The 15,447-nt window shown below is 63.5% G+C and carries 15 protein-coding genes; 6 read left to right on the top strand and 9 right to left on the bottom strand.

The window, feature by feature from the left end; all coding sequences use genetic code 11:
• The first annotated feature begins 73 nt into the window (after positions 1-73).
• Positions 74-259, top strand: coding sequence for a hypothetical protein (locus ACEWFR_RS02930; protein WP_374059637.1), 186 nt, complete (start codon positions 74-76; stop codon positions 257-259).
• Between the two features lie 57 nt (positions 260-316).
• Here the strand turns inward: ACEWFR_RS02930 and hflX are convergent, their stop codons facing one another.
• On the bottom strand, positions 317-1,618 hold the full coding sequence (hflX, locus tag ACEWFR_RS02935; RefSeq protein ID WP_374059638.1) for a GTPase HflX: 1,302 nt from the start codon (positions 1,616-1,618) through the stop codon (positions 317-319).
• A 523-nt stretch (positions 1,619-2,141) separates the two neighbouring features.
• Here hflX and ACEWFR_RS02940 point away from each other — a divergent pair.
• On the top strand, positions 2,142-2,456 hold the full coding sequence (locus tag ACEWFR_RS02940) for an FUN14 domain-containing protein (protein WP_374059639.1): 315 nt from the start codon (positions 2,142-2,144) through the stop codon (positions 2,454-2,456).
• A 51-nt stretch (positions 2,457-2,507) separates the two neighbouring features.
• On the opposite strand, the gene ACEWFR_RS02945 is transcribed toward ACEWFR_RS02940, so the two are convergent.
• The 7 genes from ACEWFR_RS02945 to ACEWFR_RS02975 form a co-directional block, all read right to left on the bottom strand.
• A complete protein-coding gene (locus ACEWFR_RS02945) occupies positions 2,508-3,233 on the bottom strand; it encodes a ribosome assembly factor SBDS (protein ID WP_374059640.1) in 726 nt (241 codons plus the stop codon).
• 200 nt (positions 3,234-3,433) lie between these two features.
• Complete coding sequence (gene psmA, locus ACEWFR_RS02950; protein WP_374059641.1) at positions 3,434-4,210, bottom strand: archaeal proteasome endopeptidase complex subunit alpha; 777 nt, start codon at positions 4,208-4,210, stop codon at positions 3,434-3,436.
• A 4-nt stretch (positions 4,211-4,214) separates the two neighbouring features.
• Complete coding sequence (locus tag ACEWFR_RS02955) at positions 4,215-4,700, bottom strand: Rpp14/Pop5 family protein (protein WP_374059642.1); 486 nt, start codon at positions 4,698-4,700, stop codon at positions 4,215-4,217.
• A gap of 23 nt (positions 4,701-4,723) precedes the next feature.
• Positions 4,724-5,356 (bottom strand): class I SAM-dependent methyltransferase, encoded by a 633-nt coding sequence (locus tag ACEWFR_RS02960; RefSeq protein ID WP_374059643.1) that lies wholly within the window; start codon positions 5,354-5,356, stop codon positions 4,724-4,726.
• Positions 5,340-6,044 carry an RNase P subunit p30 family protein gene (locus ACEWFR_RS02965; protein WP_374059644.1) on the bottom strand — a complete coding sequence of 235 codons (705 nt, stop codon included), beginning with the start codon at positions 6,042-6,044 and terminating at the stop codon, positions 5,340-5,342. The genes ACEWFR_RS02960 and ACEWFR_RS02965 overlap by 17 nt, the downstream gene beginning before the upstream one ends.
• Before the next feature lie 311 nt (positions 6,045-6,355).
• The gene (tbsP, locus tag ACEWFR_RS02970) at positions 6,356-7,174 is read right to left on the bottom strand and encodes a transcriptional regulator TbsP (RefSeq protein ID WP_374059645.1); all 819 of its coding nucleotides are present in this window, start codon (positions 7,172-7,174) and stop codon (positions 6,356-6,358) included.
• Between the two features lie 399 nt (positions 7,175-7,573).
• Entirely contained in the window at positions 7,574-9,721 is a 2,148-nt protein-coding gene (locus ACEWFR_RS02975) for a hypothetical protein (protein WP_374059646.1), read from the bottom strand.
• A gap of 165 nt (positions 9,722-9,886) precedes the next feature.
• Here ACEWFR_RS02975 and glyA point away from each other — a divergent pair, with 165 nt between their 5' ends.
• The 3 genes from glyA to ACEWFR_RS02990 all read left to right on the top strand — a co-directional run bounded on the left by glyA (position 9,887) and on the right by ACEWFR_RS02990 (position 13,486).
• The gene (gene glyA / locus ACEWFR_RS02980) at positions 9,887-11,134 is read left to right on the top strand and encodes a serine hydroxymethyltransferase (RefSeq protein ID WP_374059647.1); all 1,248 of its coding nucleotides are present in this window, start codon (positions 9,887-9,889) and stop codon (positions 11,132-11,134) included.
• A 546-nt stretch (positions 11,135-11,680) separates the two neighbouring features.
• Positions 11,681-12,493 (top strand): alpha/beta fold hydrolase, encoded by an 813-nt coding sequence (locus ACEWFR_RS02985; RefSeq protein ID WP_374059648.1) that lies wholly within the window; start codon positions 11,681-11,683, stop codon positions 12,491-12,493.
• A gap of 99 nt (positions 12,494-12,592) precedes the next feature.
• Positions 12,593-13,486 carry a bifunctional methylenetetrahydrofolate dehydrogenase/methenyltetrahydrofolate cyclohydrolase gene (locus tag ACEWFR_RS02990; protein WP_374059649.1) on the top strand — a complete coding sequence of 298 codons (894 nt, stop codon included), beginning with the start codon at positions 12,593-12,595 and terminating at the stop codon, positions 13,484-13,486.
• A gap of 85 nt (positions 13,487-13,571) precedes the next feature.
• On the opposite strand, the gene ACEWFR_RS02995 is transcribed toward ACEWFR_RS02990, so the two are convergent.
• On the bottom strand, positions 13,572-14,297 hold the full coding sequence (locus ACEWFR_RS02995) for a TFIIB-type zinc ribbon-containing protein (RefSeq protein WP_374059650.1): 726 nt from the start codon (positions 14,295-14,297) through the stop codon (positions 13,572-13,574).
• 364 nt (positions 14,298-14,661) lie between these two features.
• Here ACEWFR_RS02995 and ACEWFR_RS03000 point away from each other — a divergent pair, with 364 nt between their 5' ends.
• On the top strand, positions 14,662-15,345 hold the full coding sequence (locus tag ACEWFR_RS03000) for a hypothetical protein (protein ID WP_374059651.1): 684 nt from the start codon (positions 14,662-14,664) through the stop codon (positions 15,343-15,345).
• The last annotated feature ends 102 nt before the right edge of the window (positions 15,346-15,447 follow it).

Below are 15,447 nucleotides of genomic sequence, written 5' to 3' on the forward strand. Positions count from 1 at the left end.
TTGAGTAGCTAAAAAGAGGATTTATATCAATTAGGTAAGTAATGGCTTTACCGACAGGGGACGATCAGTGGATATGATCTGGGAGACAATACTCGTCTTGGTTGGTGCGTTGAGCATCGTCATCGCTGGATCGTATATTGGCGGGAAGATGGCACTGCGCGCGTTCTTCGGACGGGAATTCGTCGATTCCGAGAGCGGTGAGTTTGTCCTCCCGGATTCCGCACACGATAATACGACGGACGACGGGAATCAGCAGTGACGGGTGTTGAACAAACCACCGTTTCGTGAGATCTGTCAAGAGAAGAGTCTCGATGATCTATGCCGATTCCGCCGCGGCCGTCCGCAGCTCGCTCGCGCGATCGCGCGCCTGTGAAATGACCGCCTCTCGGGCCTCGAAGGAGACGACGACATCCTCGTCGCCGTAGGTGACGTCGTCGACGTTCGCGTTGTCGTGGATCCACGAAACGACGCTCATCGTGTCCTCGGTCATCGGTAACACGAGCCGTTCTTCCACCCAGTCCGGCAGTTCGCGGTCGATCCGCTCGAGCAGGCCGTCGACGTTGAGCCCCTCTTTGGCGCTGACGGTGGCCGGGTTCGGCGCGAGCGACGAGAGGGCTTCGCGTTTTTCCGCGAGTTCCTCGTCGGTCACCTGATCGATCTTGTTCAGCACGGTCACGATCGGAGCCTCGTTGCGCTCGTAGAGGGTGTCGTGGGAGGTGACGAGCTTCTCGTGGATCTCGTCGATCGGTTCGCTGACGTCGACGACGAGCAAGACCAGATCCGCCCGGTACACCGAGTCTAACGTCGACTTGAACGACTCGACCAGCCAGTGGGGGAGATCGCTGATGAACCCGACGGTGTCGGTCACCAGCACGTCCCTGCGGTCGATCGCCGCGCGCCGCGTCGTCGTCCCCAGCGTCGTGAACAGCTTGTCCTGGGACTCGGCCGTCGGGTCGAGATCGGGGTGGAGCTCCTCGTTTTCCTCGACCTCGAGGTCAGTCGCGAGCTGGCGCAGCAGGGTCGACTTGCCCGCGTTGGTGTAGCCGGCGAGCGCGACCAGATCGAACCCGGAGTCGCGTCGGCGCTCACGGCGGTGCTGTTCGGTCTGCTCGATCCGCTCGAGTTCGTCGTTGATCCGGCTGATCTGGGACTTGATGTCCCGCTCGCGACTCTCGTCGTACTCGCCCAGCCCCATGAACCCAGGGTGTTCCTCGCGCTTGGCGAGGCTCGTCTTCGCCTCCGCTCGGGGCAGTTCGTACCGGAGCTCCGCCAGTTCGACCTGGAGCTGTGCCTTCCGGGTCTGGGCGCGTTGGCCGAAGATCTCGAGGATCAGCGTGAATCGGTCGACGACCTCGACGCCGTCGGGCAGGAGTTGCCCGAGGTTGTACATCTGGTAGGGGCCGAGCCGGTTGTCGAAAATGACGGTCGTGGCGTCGCTCTCCGCGACCAGTTCGGCCAGTTCCTCCGCTTTCCCTTCGCCGATCTGGAGGGCCGCGTCGGCCCGTCGGGACTGCGTGAGTTCACCGACGACGGAATAGCCCGCCGCTCGTGCTAGGTCGCGAATCTCGCTCGTGTCTGCGGTGCCTGAATCGACGCGTTTGACGATGATCGTATTCATGCGAAACGGTGTGCGTCCCCCGGGGGCGTTCGGTCGTGCTCGCTCGAGTTGCGTCGCTTGTCGATCCGACGGATCGCTCTTCGCGCGCGGCGCTGGCGCCGACGGGGCGACCACCGTCGCAGTGAGCCGATAACGCTAACGATGCCGGTCGAACACCTCTCTTGGACGGACGCGACTCATAGCAAATTGTACGCGGCGAACCGTCTTGAATCCAGTGCCCAACGCCGGCACTCGATTCGATCGTCGCCACTGCGCGGGCCACCCACCGTGATACACAATCCACGACGAGCCACAGAGCGCTCAGATGGTCTGCTGTACCGATGTCCCGGCACAACAGCACGTGGGGTCACAGATGCACCGGGCCTGTCTGGCGATAGGCCGTCTCAGTCGTCGAGAAACAGTGTCAGCGGATGACGTGTCTGTCGAATTTACTGAAACCGGCCGACAAAACCACCCGACTGAATGCGGACGGAATCCGCTCGACCACAACAGTCATAGGAACCGACTCGAATGGGACCGGATAATGATCGATCTCGATCCAACGACGCTCGGCCTCGAGTTCGGGGGCGGCGCACTCATCGGCGGCATCATCGGATTCGCCACGAAAAAGATCGCGAAGCTGCTCGCGGTCATCGTCGGCGTCCAACTGATGGCCTTTCGCTACCTCGAGTCGCAGGGAATCGTCGTCGTGGACTGGAATCGGCTTTCGGCCGGCATCCTCAAGACGCAAGAGCGTGCGCAGGGCGCAGACATTCACTGGTTTCAGTCGGTCCTCTCGACGCTGTCGATCGGCGCGGGCTTTACCGGTGGCTTCCTGATCGGCTTTCAGCGCGGCTGATCGGCACTCCGGACACTGCGAATCCGCTCGAATCTCTATCGAATCCTCCGATTATCGCGTCTTCAGATCGTCCTTATCCTTGACGATCTCCGTCTCCGCGTTGCCGCTGGTGTGTTCGTTGACGGTGTCGTAGAACTCGTTTTGCAGTCCCGCCGGGAACGTCAGCACGCCGATCCACGAGCCGTCGTTTTGCCACTCCTCGCGCTCGAGGTCGCCGAACTGGCGGATCTTCGCCTGCGCGCTGCCGGCGTGGTCGGCCGGCACCTGCACAGCGACCGTGACCTCCTCGAATCGGATCGGAATCACCGGCCGCAGTGCGTCCAGGGCGTCGTCGACCTGCTCCTGGACGGGCTCCATCGGATCGACCGTGAAGCCGGCTTCCTCGAGGGCGTTCTCGATTCGTTCGGGCGGGTGGGGCGCGTTGTCCATCTGCGGGTTGACCGCGTTGCGCGTGATGGTGTCAATCAGCTGCTTGCGTTTTTGTTCTTGCATCTCGCGGCGCTGATCGGCCGTGATCTGAATCTCGCCGCGCTTGATCACTTCGGGGATGATCTCGAGGGGCTCGGTCGTCTCGAAGACCTTCTCGAGATCGCTTTCCGCGGGCCGATCGCCGCGGGAGGCGTCCTCGAAGACGTCCTCGGCGGCGATTACGTCCTCGAGTTCGCCGTCGAACTCGTCGCGTTTGATCTCCAGCGCTGCGTCCGGATCGACTAGCACTTCGAAGCGCGCTCCATGTGACTCGAGTCGCGCCGTCACGGCCTCGTCAAGCGAAATCATGAGTGACAGTTCCGCCGCCAATTAAAAGAGTGTTTCCCGAACTGTACCGATGATCTCGATCGGGTCACGTCATGGCGTCTCGAGTTCGATCCGTTTCAGCGCGGCTGAGACGTGGATAACCGGCGATTTGGAGCGAGGGGCTCGTACGCAGCCCAGTGAGTCGGAAAAACGGGAGTCGAAAACCGAAATCGGCGTCTCGATTACTCGGCAGATTCGTCGCCGGGTTCGTCCTCGTCGTCCTCGCCCGTATCGAGGAGGTCGTTCTCCTCGAGGTGGTCTGCGATCCGGTCCTGGTCGAACTGCTCGAAGGACTCGGTTTCGGCGTCGATGGTCGCCAGTCCCACTTCGCTGGGGAGCAGGGAGCCGTCGTTGACCGATGCGAGCGCGTCGAGGGCGAGCTGGATACCGCCGTCGAGGTCGGCCTCGTCGTCGTAGTTCTCCTCGAGGAAGGTCTGAAGTTCGCCGCGATCGGAGCCGACGGCCAGGGCCTTCCATTCGTAGGGTGTCCCCGACGGATCGGTCTCGAACAGGCGCGGCTCGCCGTTCTGGATGCCGCCGACGATTAGCGCGACGCCGAACGGTCGGGCGCCGCCGACCTGGGTGTACTGCTGGATGTGGTCGGTGACTTCCTTGGTCAGCGTCTCGACGCCGATGGGCTCGCCGTAGCGCAGCTGGTTGACCTGCGTCTGGCGGCGGGCGAAGTCGATCAGCTGGCGGGCGTCGGCGACGTGGCCCGCGCTGGCGATGCCGACGTGGTCGTCAGCCTTGTGAATCTTCTCGACGCTCGAGTCCTCGAGCAGCGGAGAGGGGACTCGTTTGTCGACGGCGAGTACGACGCCGTCGTTCGTCCGGACGCCGATACTGGCTGTGCCTCGCTTGACCGCCTCGCGAGCGTACTCGACCTGGTAGAGTCGGCCGTCGGGCGAGAAGATCGTGATGCCGCGGTCGTACGCCTGCTGTTGTTGTTGTCCCTGCATAGTATCACACTAAATCGTAATCGAGGTCTGTCGCGCCCACGAACGCCTCATCGAGTCGCACGTCCCCACTGCCGTCCCGCAGGACGGCGACTCGCTCTTCGTTCCCGAACACGACGTTTCTCTCTTCGGATTCTTGCCCGTCGCGTCCTAAATAGTTTTCTTCAGCGGCCCGGATCGTGCCACTGATACCGCAGACTCGAATCCCGACGGGAACGCCGTCGATCCCGTCGATACAGGCGAGTGCCGCCCGAGCGGGTTCGGTCTCTCCGCGGCGGACTTTGACGATCGCGTTCCCCGTTCCGTCGCCGAATTCGAACCTGACGACGCTCAGATCGGCGTCGGCGCTACCCGGATCGCCCAGCAGGTTCTGGCCCGCATACCACAGTTCCCGCTGGAGCGACCGCCGGCCGATTCGCTCGTCCGGCCACGTCTCGAGTTCGATAGCGAGATACCGCCAGCGCGGGCGAAGGTGTTTTGGAAGGTGTTTCATATTATGTCGGAACGTGCTTCATGTTACTCTTCGGCCGTCGCGTCGACCGCGGTCGGACTCCGCTCGGCGACCAGCACGCCGACCTGCTCGTGAACGCGCTCGACCGCTGTCAGCGAGAAGCCGGCATCGGTGAAGGCGTCCGCGAGCATTCCGACAGTCGCTGGATCGTCGACCTCGGGCGAGTAGAAGGGATCGTCCGGATCCGGCTCGCCGAAGAACATCACGTCCCCGAGGACGAATTTGCGGGGCTCGAGGTCGGCGATGACCGCGATCGCCTCGCGCTTTTCGGCGTCCGAGAGGTGGTGCAGGGCGAAGTTCGAGGTGACCAGATCGACCGGGCCGTCGTAGTTCGGTTCCCGGAAGGTTCCGCGATCGAACTCGAGGTTCGTGAGATCATCATCGTCGGCCTTCCGCTCGGCTTCGGCCAGCATCTCCTCGCTGATATCGCGACCGACGACCTGGTCGGCGTCGGGGGCGAGCGCCAGTGCGATCGCGCCCGTCCCGGTCCCGAGGTCGAGGACGATGTCGTCGGACTCGGGCGCGGCGTGTTCCACGACGAGGTTCGCGCAGGCGCGGTACTCGTCGGATTTCGAGTCGTCGTACTCGCCGGCCTTCTCGTCGAACCGGGCGGCGTGCTCCTCAAGAGTCTTCTTCATACCTGCCTCGTTCGACCCCCGGCTCAATGAACGACTCGGAGTTGATGTGGCGATTCCGCTCGGCCAGCCGCCCCCACTCGGCGAGGCCGTTCTCGATGAAGTCTCGCGCAAACCCGATCTGCTCACCGAGCGCTTTCAGTTCGCGGGGGGCCCGCAACTCGAGGTGGGAGGTCGGGTCGACGCTGACGACGTAGGGCGCGTCGTAGTGATTGACGATCTCCCGGAGCTTCCGCAGGGATTGAATGATCCGGACCCGGCGGCCACCGCTCTCCCGGAGCACGCCGGAGAGGTCGAACTCGAGGCGAACGCCGTTCTCGACGGCGGCTTTGACGAGCACGTGGTTGACATCCCCGTTGCCGGCCATCGGATGCGCGAGCACGTCGACCTTCGACTGTTCGACGGCGAATCGGTTCAGCGCGTTCGTGCCGCCGTGGATCCCGACGATGGTTTCGGTGGTCCGATGATTTCCGACCGCGCCGCTGGCCTGTTGTCGATCGTCGGCGCGGATCTCGACCCCCTCGACCACGTCGATGCCGTACTCCTCGCGGATCCGCTCGGGGTCGTATGCCGCTGGTGTGTCAGCGTGATTGCGCACGACCACGCCCTCGAAGCCGTAGTCGGCCGCCCGTTTCGCGAATCTGGCGACCGTGCTCTTCCCGTCGGGGTGGGCGTAGACGGCTTCGTACATACTCGAACCCTCTCGCGGCGGTGACTTGGGGTTTGCGCCATGGGACTCGCGGTCAAAGCGAATAGAAAACGCGGTGGCCGGGAACGCGGTTCGAACGATAGTGAGAATCGCGTAACCCGGGGGAGGGCAGGCCGTTTTCCGTTACGACCGCGAGCGAGTGAAACGAGCGAGCGGGCCGACGACTGATGTGAACGAACGACCGACGGGAGTGAGTGAACGGAAGGAGGAGTGCTTTTGATCAACCTTTTACCGAGGGACGTTGCGCTGTGCGGCGAAGCCGCCAGCGCAACAGACTGCAGAGTAAAAGGTTGTTAGTTGAGAATGGACTGTGCCACAGTAGCCAGCTGGCCGTTGTCGGCCTCGCTGAGTCGCTCGTCGCCGATCTTGAGGCGCAGACGCGGTCGGCCGACATCGATCGGGACCTTCTCGGTGTCGATCAGGCCCATATCCTCGAGCTTGGTCTTCGTTCGGGAGAACGTCGCCTTGGAGGCGATCCCGACGTCCTCGCCCCATTTGCTGATGTCGTAGAGCAGCGCCTCGTTCTTGGCCGCAACGAGCAGCGAAATGGTGACTTCGTCGAGGCCGTCGCCGTCGCCGCGAGCGGTCTCGAGCGAGTCGAGGATCGACGCGAAGTCGGCCTCGGCTTCCGGACTGATCTCGTCGGCGAGGGTTTCGCGGACGTCCGTGATCGGGGGCGTCCGGAGGTTGAAGTCGGATGCGTCCTCCCAGCGGGCCGCATAGGTGTCGTAGGTGTCTGTGACGAAGCTCTCGTCGTCGGTGATGAGCCCGCCGACACGGTCGTCGGCGTGAACGACGGCGACGACGCGGTCGTCGGTGACAAGCAGCGAGTTTTCGGGAGCCTGCTTGAGCGTCCGCAGCGAGAGTGCGCCCTCGCTGATGAGGTCGGCCGCGTTCGAGGCGACGATGAAGTCGTCCATGATCTCTTTCAGCGTCCGTTCGTCGGCGAGCATGTGTACCGACGGCAGGTCGCTGTCGAACGCCGTCGCGACGGAAACGAACTCTTCGATCGCTTCACGAGATGGGTTGACCATGTATACGTCGCCGCTCGCCTCCTCGAGAACCGACTCGAGGATATCGTCAATTTGGTGGTTGAGTAAATTCGAAGTCATGCCTATACAGAAGTAATCGGGACCGTAGCACTTAATTTTGGTGGCCGTTCGCACAGCAGAACTTCTCGTCTCCCCCAAGAACCGGTAATTTTTGTCCCATAACCCGTTAGTTCGCCGATGAGACCCCGGTGACACTTACAGCGTTGGAGACTCGGTCAGCGATGGACGAGACAGTGAGATGATAGTACGGGTGGGAAAAGGATGTTTGAATACTAACAATAATTATATACCGGGAACGTGTTATTACGATATCGTATGGGTGTTCGAGACAGCCAACCGCGGTCGATCACACGCGAGCTAGTCGACTGGGCACGAACCGAACTGCAAACCGACGCATCGTCGCAGCACGTCACGATGCGGGCGAAACGTGTCAGTACGTACGGCGGACCGTAGGATCACTCACTGATCGAACTGGGGCCACAGCTCTTTCGACCAGTAGATGTCCCCGTCGTATATCACGGACGCTTCGGTCTCTTTGAGCATCGTTACGAGTTCCGACGCGGTCAACCTGAACGTCGATTCGTTCCCGCAGAGATAGGCGTACTCGTTGGTCTCGGTGTGCGGGTAGTAGTACGACCCGGTCGCTCGCGTCGAGTAACAGTCGACGCCCAGCAGATACTCCTCGTCGCCCTCGTCCGCGAGTTCCTCGAGCGTCACGGTCGTCGGTGGCTCGTGTTCGCCCTGCGTGAGCGAGTGCGTGCCGTCGCCGACGACGGCGTAGTCCTTGCCCATCATGATACGCCGGCGTGCGAGTCCCATCGCCCGTTCGATGCTGAAGCCGTGGACCAGCAGTTTGGCGAACGTCGAACCGACCTTGACGGCGTGGTCGTTCAGGACCTTGGTGACCGTGACCGCGCCGGCGACGCTGCCCTTCTCGATCAGCGCTCGCCCCTCGTAGAAGGAGCCACAGGCGTTGAGGAAAAACGTTTGCGCGCGACAGCGATCGAGGCTCGAGGCCGCGAGCGTCCCGTCCGGACAGCACAGCCCGCCGGTTTCGCAGTGGCCGATGTAGTGGACGAAGTCGTGATCGTCCTCGAGGAGGCGGGCGAGGGCGGCCGTTTCGAGGGATTCCTCGACGGTGATGTCCATCGTCAGCTCCTCGGAGCGCTGGCGATAGATCTCGGCGACGTGGTCGTGTTCGCCGGCCATCTCCGGATCGTTGAGGACGACGCAGATGGCGGTCGAATCACTCTCTCGCTCGAGGAACTCGAGGCGGTTGCGGTAGGCCGCTGGCGCGGATTTGAAGACGTCGATCGGAACGCCGTCGGCGAGCCAGCCGTGGGTTCGACCGCTCCGGAGGTCGGGTTTGACGATGTCCACCGACGCGACCCGCCCAGTGCTCGCTCTGGTCGCATCGGATCCGTAGCGGCGCCTCGTCCACTCGCGGTCCGAATCGTCGCCCCGATAGAAATCCTCGAGCGAGCGTTCGACCAGCTCTCGCCCCTCGAGTTCGGATGTCCGGGGGGTATAGATCATGCTCAGTCGATCGAGCAAGAACGGGATCGTTTCGACGCTCTGGTACTCGGGCGCGACGTACGTCGAGAGGTGCCACTCCGGGAGCCGATGCTTGATCGCCGCGTAGGGCACGTCGAGGTAGGTCGCCAGCCGATCCTGTGGCGACGCCTCGTACAGCGTCTCGGCGTCGATCTCGAGGGCTTCGAGCAGGCTGAGCTCCGAGAGGGTCGTCGCGTAGGGGCCAGCGTTGCGGACGAGACAGTCGAGAAAGAACGTCTTCCGGAGCAGCCGCTCGACGTCGCGCTCGAGGTCGGGCATCGGCGAGAGCTCCGTCTCGATCGCGTGGTCGACGAGTCGGAGACGCGGTCGGACGGTGCCCGAACCTGTTCGACGGCCGAGCGCGTCATCGGTCGTGCGGACCGTCGCCTGCAGGTAGTACGCCAGCGGGGCGGTGACGAATAGCGACTCGTAGTCGGGCGGGACAACCAGTTCGATCCCGTGATCGGGCGTGTCAGACCGGATGCAGTCGGAAATCTCGAGGGTATCGCCGCGTTCGATCAGGGACGGGTGGCCCCGAAGCGTCGGATACGAACGGTCTGGATTGTCCGTCTTCTGTGAGGCGGCCATGTGCGTGATCGCGTCGGCGACGGCCGACGGGGAGTCGGGGACGGTGATCGTCCCCGCGGGAAACTCGTGACGACAACGGAAGCCGAGAATAACGCGGGTTCGGTTCGGAAAGGAGACGACGATCTCCTCGTAGTCGTCGGTCTTTTCGATCCGCACCGCGCCGGAAAAACGCAGGTACGCTTTGATCTCCGTATCGATGTCGACGACGTACTCGTCGGGCGACAACGCGAGCGGCTCGCCGGCGGGATCGAGCTCGTACTGTTCGTCGAGGCCAAGCGAGAACGCGTACACCACCGCGTGCGGGAACCGAAGTTCGTCAGTCGTCACGACAACCGTCTCGTCGACCGGGCGCGGGATATCGACATCGGAGGTATCGACGGCGAGGTCGGATCCGTCGACCGTCAGCTCCGCGTTGTCGGCGTCGGTGGCGTGGAGGGTGTCGCCGTTTACCGCCCACTCGATCATTCGGTTGGCTGAATGTCACTCCGGCAAGTTAGTTGTATCGGGGCGTCACCGAGTACCAAACTATTGCCAATAACCGTTCGGATCCGTCGTGTCGCGGACCGCCGGTAGTGGCTCGATTTGCCGGGGAAGGGTACACTTATACAGCCGCCAGACCGCACTTCGAACATGAACCACGACCAGGTTCGGGACGTCGATCCCGCCGTCGCCGACGCGCTCGAGGGCGAGGTAGACCGTCAGCGAGAGACGTTACAGATGATCGCCAGTGAGAACCACGCCAGCGAGGCTGTCATCGACGCGCAGGGAAGCGCCCTGACGAACAAGTACGCCGAGGGCTATCCCGGCGAGCGCTACTATGGCGGCTGCGAGTTCGCCGACGAGGTCGAGGAGTTGGCAATCGACCGCGCGACGGAGCTGTTCGGCGCGGAACACGTCAACGTCCAGCCCCACTCGGGCACCCAGGCCAACCAGGCCGTCTACTTCGCAATGTGCGAACCCGGCGACAAGATCCTCTCGCTGGATCTCAACCACGGCGGCCACCTCAGCCACGGCCACCCAGCGAACTTCACGGGCCAGCTCTACGAGGTCGAGCAATACGAGGTCGACCCCGAAACGGGCTACCTCGACTACGACGATCTCGCCGACCACGCCGCCGAGTTCGACCCCGACATCATCGTCTCGGGCTACTCCGCATACCCCCGCGAGATCGAGTGGGAGCGCATTCAGGATGCCGCCGACGACGTCGACGCGCTCCACCTCGCGGACATCGCCCACATCACCGGCCTCGTGGCCGCTGGCGTCCACCCGTCGCCGGTCGGTATCGCCGACTTCGTCACCGGCTCGACCCACAAGACCATCCGCTCCGGCCGCGGCGGCATCGTCATGTGCGACGAGCAGTACGCCGACGACATCGACGCCGCCGTCTTCCCCGGCGGGCAGGGCGGTCCGCTCATGCACAACATCGCCGGCAAGGCTGTCGGCTTCAAGGAAGCCCTCGAGCCAGCGTTCGAAGACTACGCCGAGCAGACGGTCGCGAATGCGAAAGCGCTCGGCGAGAGCCTCTCCGAGAACGGCCTCTCGCTGGTCTCGGAGGGTACCGACAACCACCTCGTGCTCGTCGACCTGCGCGAGAGCCACCCCGACACGACCGGCGGCGACGCCGAGGAGGCGCTCGAGGAGGCTGGCATCGTCCTCAACGGAAACACGGTACCCGGCGAGACCCGCTCGCCGTTCAACCCGAGCGGGATCCGCGCTGGCACCCCGGCGCTGACCACGCGCGGCTTCGACGAGGACGACTGCCGCACGGTCGGCGACCTGATCGCCCGCGTCATTGATGCCCCCGAGGACGAGGCCGTTATCGAGGACGTTCGCGAGTCCGTCGCGACGCTGTGCGACGAGAACCCGCTGTACGAATAGGAGAGCCGGCGGGCAGGCAGTCGGCTCGACGCATTCTGTCGGGTACGATCACTGACTCGCTCGTCTTTCTCCATCGCGGTCGGCGGCCGTTCGGAACGGTCGGTCGCGTCACGACCTCGAGTATCTCGGGTGGTTCCTAGCCGACTAATACGACTGCAAATAAACCGACAGCGATCACCGCGGCCAGCGTGATCGCCACGACGAGACCGAAACCGACGACCGGCGAGAGGGAGGATACCGAATCGCGTGTCGTCGATCTCGAAGCCATGGTCGTTTCGTAGAGCCCGGACGGGAAGAACGTACGCTTCGACTCAGTGCTCGATTCGCGCTCCGAGCGCCTGCACCGTCGCCTGTCACTCGCCGACACGCGGCGTTTCCGCCGGCTCGCCGTACCGCCCCCACTGTCCGAGCGCCCGACGTACCCATTCTGGACGACGACCGGTTGCTCGAGCGACTGGCCCGGCTCTGACACCGGTATCCAGTGAGACGGTTCGCTCGCTTCCGCATGACATACCTTTTTCATAACGGTTCCCGTTACCGAATCGCATGGAAGACGAGACGGCCACGGAGATGTACCGGACCAGAACGGACGCGCTGACAACCGACGTCGGCGAAGGCCAGCCCGTCGTCTTCGCGCACGGAACGCTGATGGATCGGACGATGTTCGCGCCCCAACTCGAGGCTCTGCGAGACGAGTATCGGGCCGTCGCCTACGATCTGCGGGCGCGAACGGATCGGTACGCGCCGGGCTACGACCTGTGGGATCTGGTCGACGACTGTGATGCGCTACTTGACGGAATCGGCGAGGAAAGCGCCGTCATCGCCGGCATGTCGATGGGCGGCTTCATGGGGCTGCGATTCGCCCTCGAGTACCCGGAGCGCGTCGACGGCCTCGTCCTGATCGACTCGATAGCTGCCCCCCATCCCAACGAAGAGCGCGCGGAGTACAGCGCGCTCGTGGAGCCCTACGAGGACGTGCTCGAGCCGATGCCCCGCGAGATCGCGGAGGGGTCGACGGCCGAACTGTTCGGCGAGACGACGCTCGAGGAAAACCGCGAACTCGTCGAGACGTGGGTCGATCGCTGGGCGACCTATCCCGGGAAGGCCGTCTACTACGAACTCAACTCGTGGCTCGGCCGGGCGGACGTGACCGATCGACTCTCTGAGATCGATGTCCCGACGCTCATCGTCCACGGCGAAGAAGATTCGACGCTCCCGCCATCGCGGGCCGAGCCGATGCTCGAGGAGCTACCCGACGCCGAGATGGAGCGCATTCCGGCGGCGGGTCATTCTTCGAACCTCGAGCAAGCAGGGCCGGTCAACGATTCGATCAGAGCGTTCCTCGACGAGCGGTTCTAAGACAGATATATACACAAACGTGTATATTGGTTCCGTTTCTGGACCGATTCTGCGCACGAATCCGGGGATTAATGGGCCTCGCGGTCGCCCACTCGAGTAATGACCGAGATCATCGACGGCAACGCCGTCGCGAGCGATATTCGGGACGATCTGACCGATGCAATCGAGACCCTCGCAGACGCGGGTTCGCGACCGGGCCTGGCGACCGTGCTGATGGGTGACGACCCCGCGAGCCAGACCTACGTGAACATGAAACAACGCGACTGCGAGGAGGTCGGCATCGAGAGCCACCACGTCGACGTCGACGGGGACGCGCCGCCAGAAGAACTGTTCGACACCATCTCCGATCTCAACGACAACGACGACATCCACGGCTACATCGTCCAGGCACCCGTCCCGGACCACGTCGACTACCGCAACGTGATCCGTCGCGTCGACCCGATCAAAGACGTCGACGGCTTTCATCCGGAGAACGTCGGCCGACTGGTCGCCGGTGACGCTCGCTTCCGGCCCTGTACGCCACACGGGGTACAGAAATTGCTCGAGTCCGCCGACATCGATCCCGAGGGAAAAGACGTGACCATCGTCGGCCGCTCGGACATCGTCGGCAAGCCCCTCGCCAATCTGCTGATCCAGAAGGCCGAGGACGGCAACGCGACGGTGACCGTCTGTCACTCCCGAACAGACGATCTTGCCGCAAAGACTCGCAGTGCGGACATCGTGGTCGCGGCGGTGGGCGTCCCCGAACTTATCGACGGCTCGATGCTCGAGGACGGGACGGTCGTCATCGACGTCGGCGTCAACCGGGTCGACGCGGATACGGAGAAGGGGTACGAACTCGTCGGCGACGTCGAGTTCGAGAGCGCCGAGGTGAAGGCGAGCGCGATCACGCCCGTCCCCGGCGGCGTGGGTCCGATGACCCGCGCGATGTTGCTCTATAACACGGTCAAAGCCGCGAGCCTGCAGGAAGACGTCGTCGTCGAACTTCCCTGAGTTTCTGGAATCCCCCGACATCCTGCAGTCTGTTCGTCGTCTCTGATTTCACCGGTCGTCGACTGGATCGCTCGCTCCCCGCCGATCAGTCGATCGAACCGAACTCGAGGCCGTCCAGTCGCTCCTGGGCCTGCGAGAGCGCGAGCTCGTCGCCGCGGAGGCCGTTTGCCAGGTCGCGCGTCGCCGCGACGAGTCGTTCGGCAGTCCGCGGATCGACGTCGCCGTCGAGCATCCGGATGCGCGTGACGTGTTCGCCGAGGGTCTCGAGGGCGCTCCGTTCGCCCGCGGTCAGTTCCCGGTCGTCGGCCCAGGTCCGGACGTCGCGGCGGTACTCCCGGACGGCGTTCGCGTACGCGAGCCCGCGGGCCGCCCGCAGTGATCGCGGGACGTCCTCGGCGGGCGGGCGCTCGCTCTGATCGGCGTCTCGGAGCAGCGAGAGGAAGTACAGTTCCTCGCGGTCCTCGAGGCGAATCTCGCGCGCGACGATGTCGGCGACGTGGAGCAGTTCGATCGCGGCGAGATAGGTGTCGTCGAGTTCCCGAAGGGTGCCGGCGTTGACGAATCCGCGGCGGCGCACGTACTCGCGACAGCGATCGCGGGCCCGCTCGGCGAGGTCGTCGGTTCCGATCTCGTCGATCGCGTTCCGAACGGGTGTGAGATCGAACGCCACCTGCATGTCGGTGTGTTCGGTACGTTCGTCGACCCCGACGCTGCGCAGACTCCCGCAGGCAGGACAGCCCACGCTGCCGGTCTCGTAGTACGACCAGCGAGTCTCACACTCCGTGCACTCGCGCTCGCCCCGAATTTTCATGCGTATCGCTACGACCGGCGCACAAAAAGGGCCACCGAACCCGAACCGGTGACGACATCACCGCGTCGACCGAGACCTCGATCGTCCGCCTCGAGCCGACGGAGATGGCACTCGGTGAATACGAGACAGTGACACCGTTCGCTCGAATTGCCAGCTTTAAACCATAATTCGCTGTTGGGCTTCGAAATCGGCCGGCCGACCGTCCGATCTCGCTCCTGAGCGCCGTGTATCTCGGATGTTGTTTGCACCGTGACGGTCCCGATATAGATGACTGTAATCGACAATATAGCGTCTCTCAATAGGGTATTAACGGGCTGCAGGAGCAGACCACATCGAAACCAGCCGGAACGTTCTATCCAGATCTATGTCTCGCAACAGACTAACCCGACGATCGTTCGTGACCGCGGCAGGAACAGCGAGTGCGATTGCACTGGCCGGCTGTGCCGACAGCGGTCCCGGTGGGAACGAATCGGAGGACGACCCGGAAGACGGATCCGAGAACGAGTCGGGGGACGAAACCGGCGACGACGAAACGTACGCGCTGACCGTGACCGTCGAAAACGACCAGGGACCGGTCGAAGGCGCGACCGTCACCCTCGAGCAAGCCGGAATGACCGGCGGAGGTGAGGGCACCACCGGTAACGAATCGGAGAACGAGACATCGACCGCCGGAATCGGCAACGAGTCCGATGGCGGAATCGGCAACGAATCGGACAACGAGTCCGAGAACGAATCCGACGGCGGAACCGGCAACGAATCGGACAACGAAACCACGACCGACGGTGGTGCGACGGACATCGGTCAGAGCTTTCCGATAGAAGACGAGACCGACGAGAACGGCGAGGTCGAATTCGAGGAACTCGAGGACGGCGAGTACACCGTCACCGCAGAAAACGAGGGTGAGGAGACCGAAGATGACGTCGAAATCGACGGCGACGACGAGGAAGTTACGTTGACGCTCGGCGAGGGCGACACGACCGGCAACGAATCCGAGTCGGGCAACGAGACCGACACCGGAGACAACGAGACGAACGGGACCGGCAACTAACCGGTTTCCGCTGGTCTCTGTCGCGGGAGCCCTGTCCCCTCCCGTCGCGACCCGTCGTGTCGACCAGTGCCACGAACGAACGCTGCCGAAATCCCCCCTGCG

The sequence above is a fragment of the Natrinema sp. H-ect4 genome, assembly GCF_041894845.1.
Taxonomy (GTDB): Archaea; Halobacteriota; Halobacteria; order Halobacteriales; family Natrialbaceae; genus Natrinema.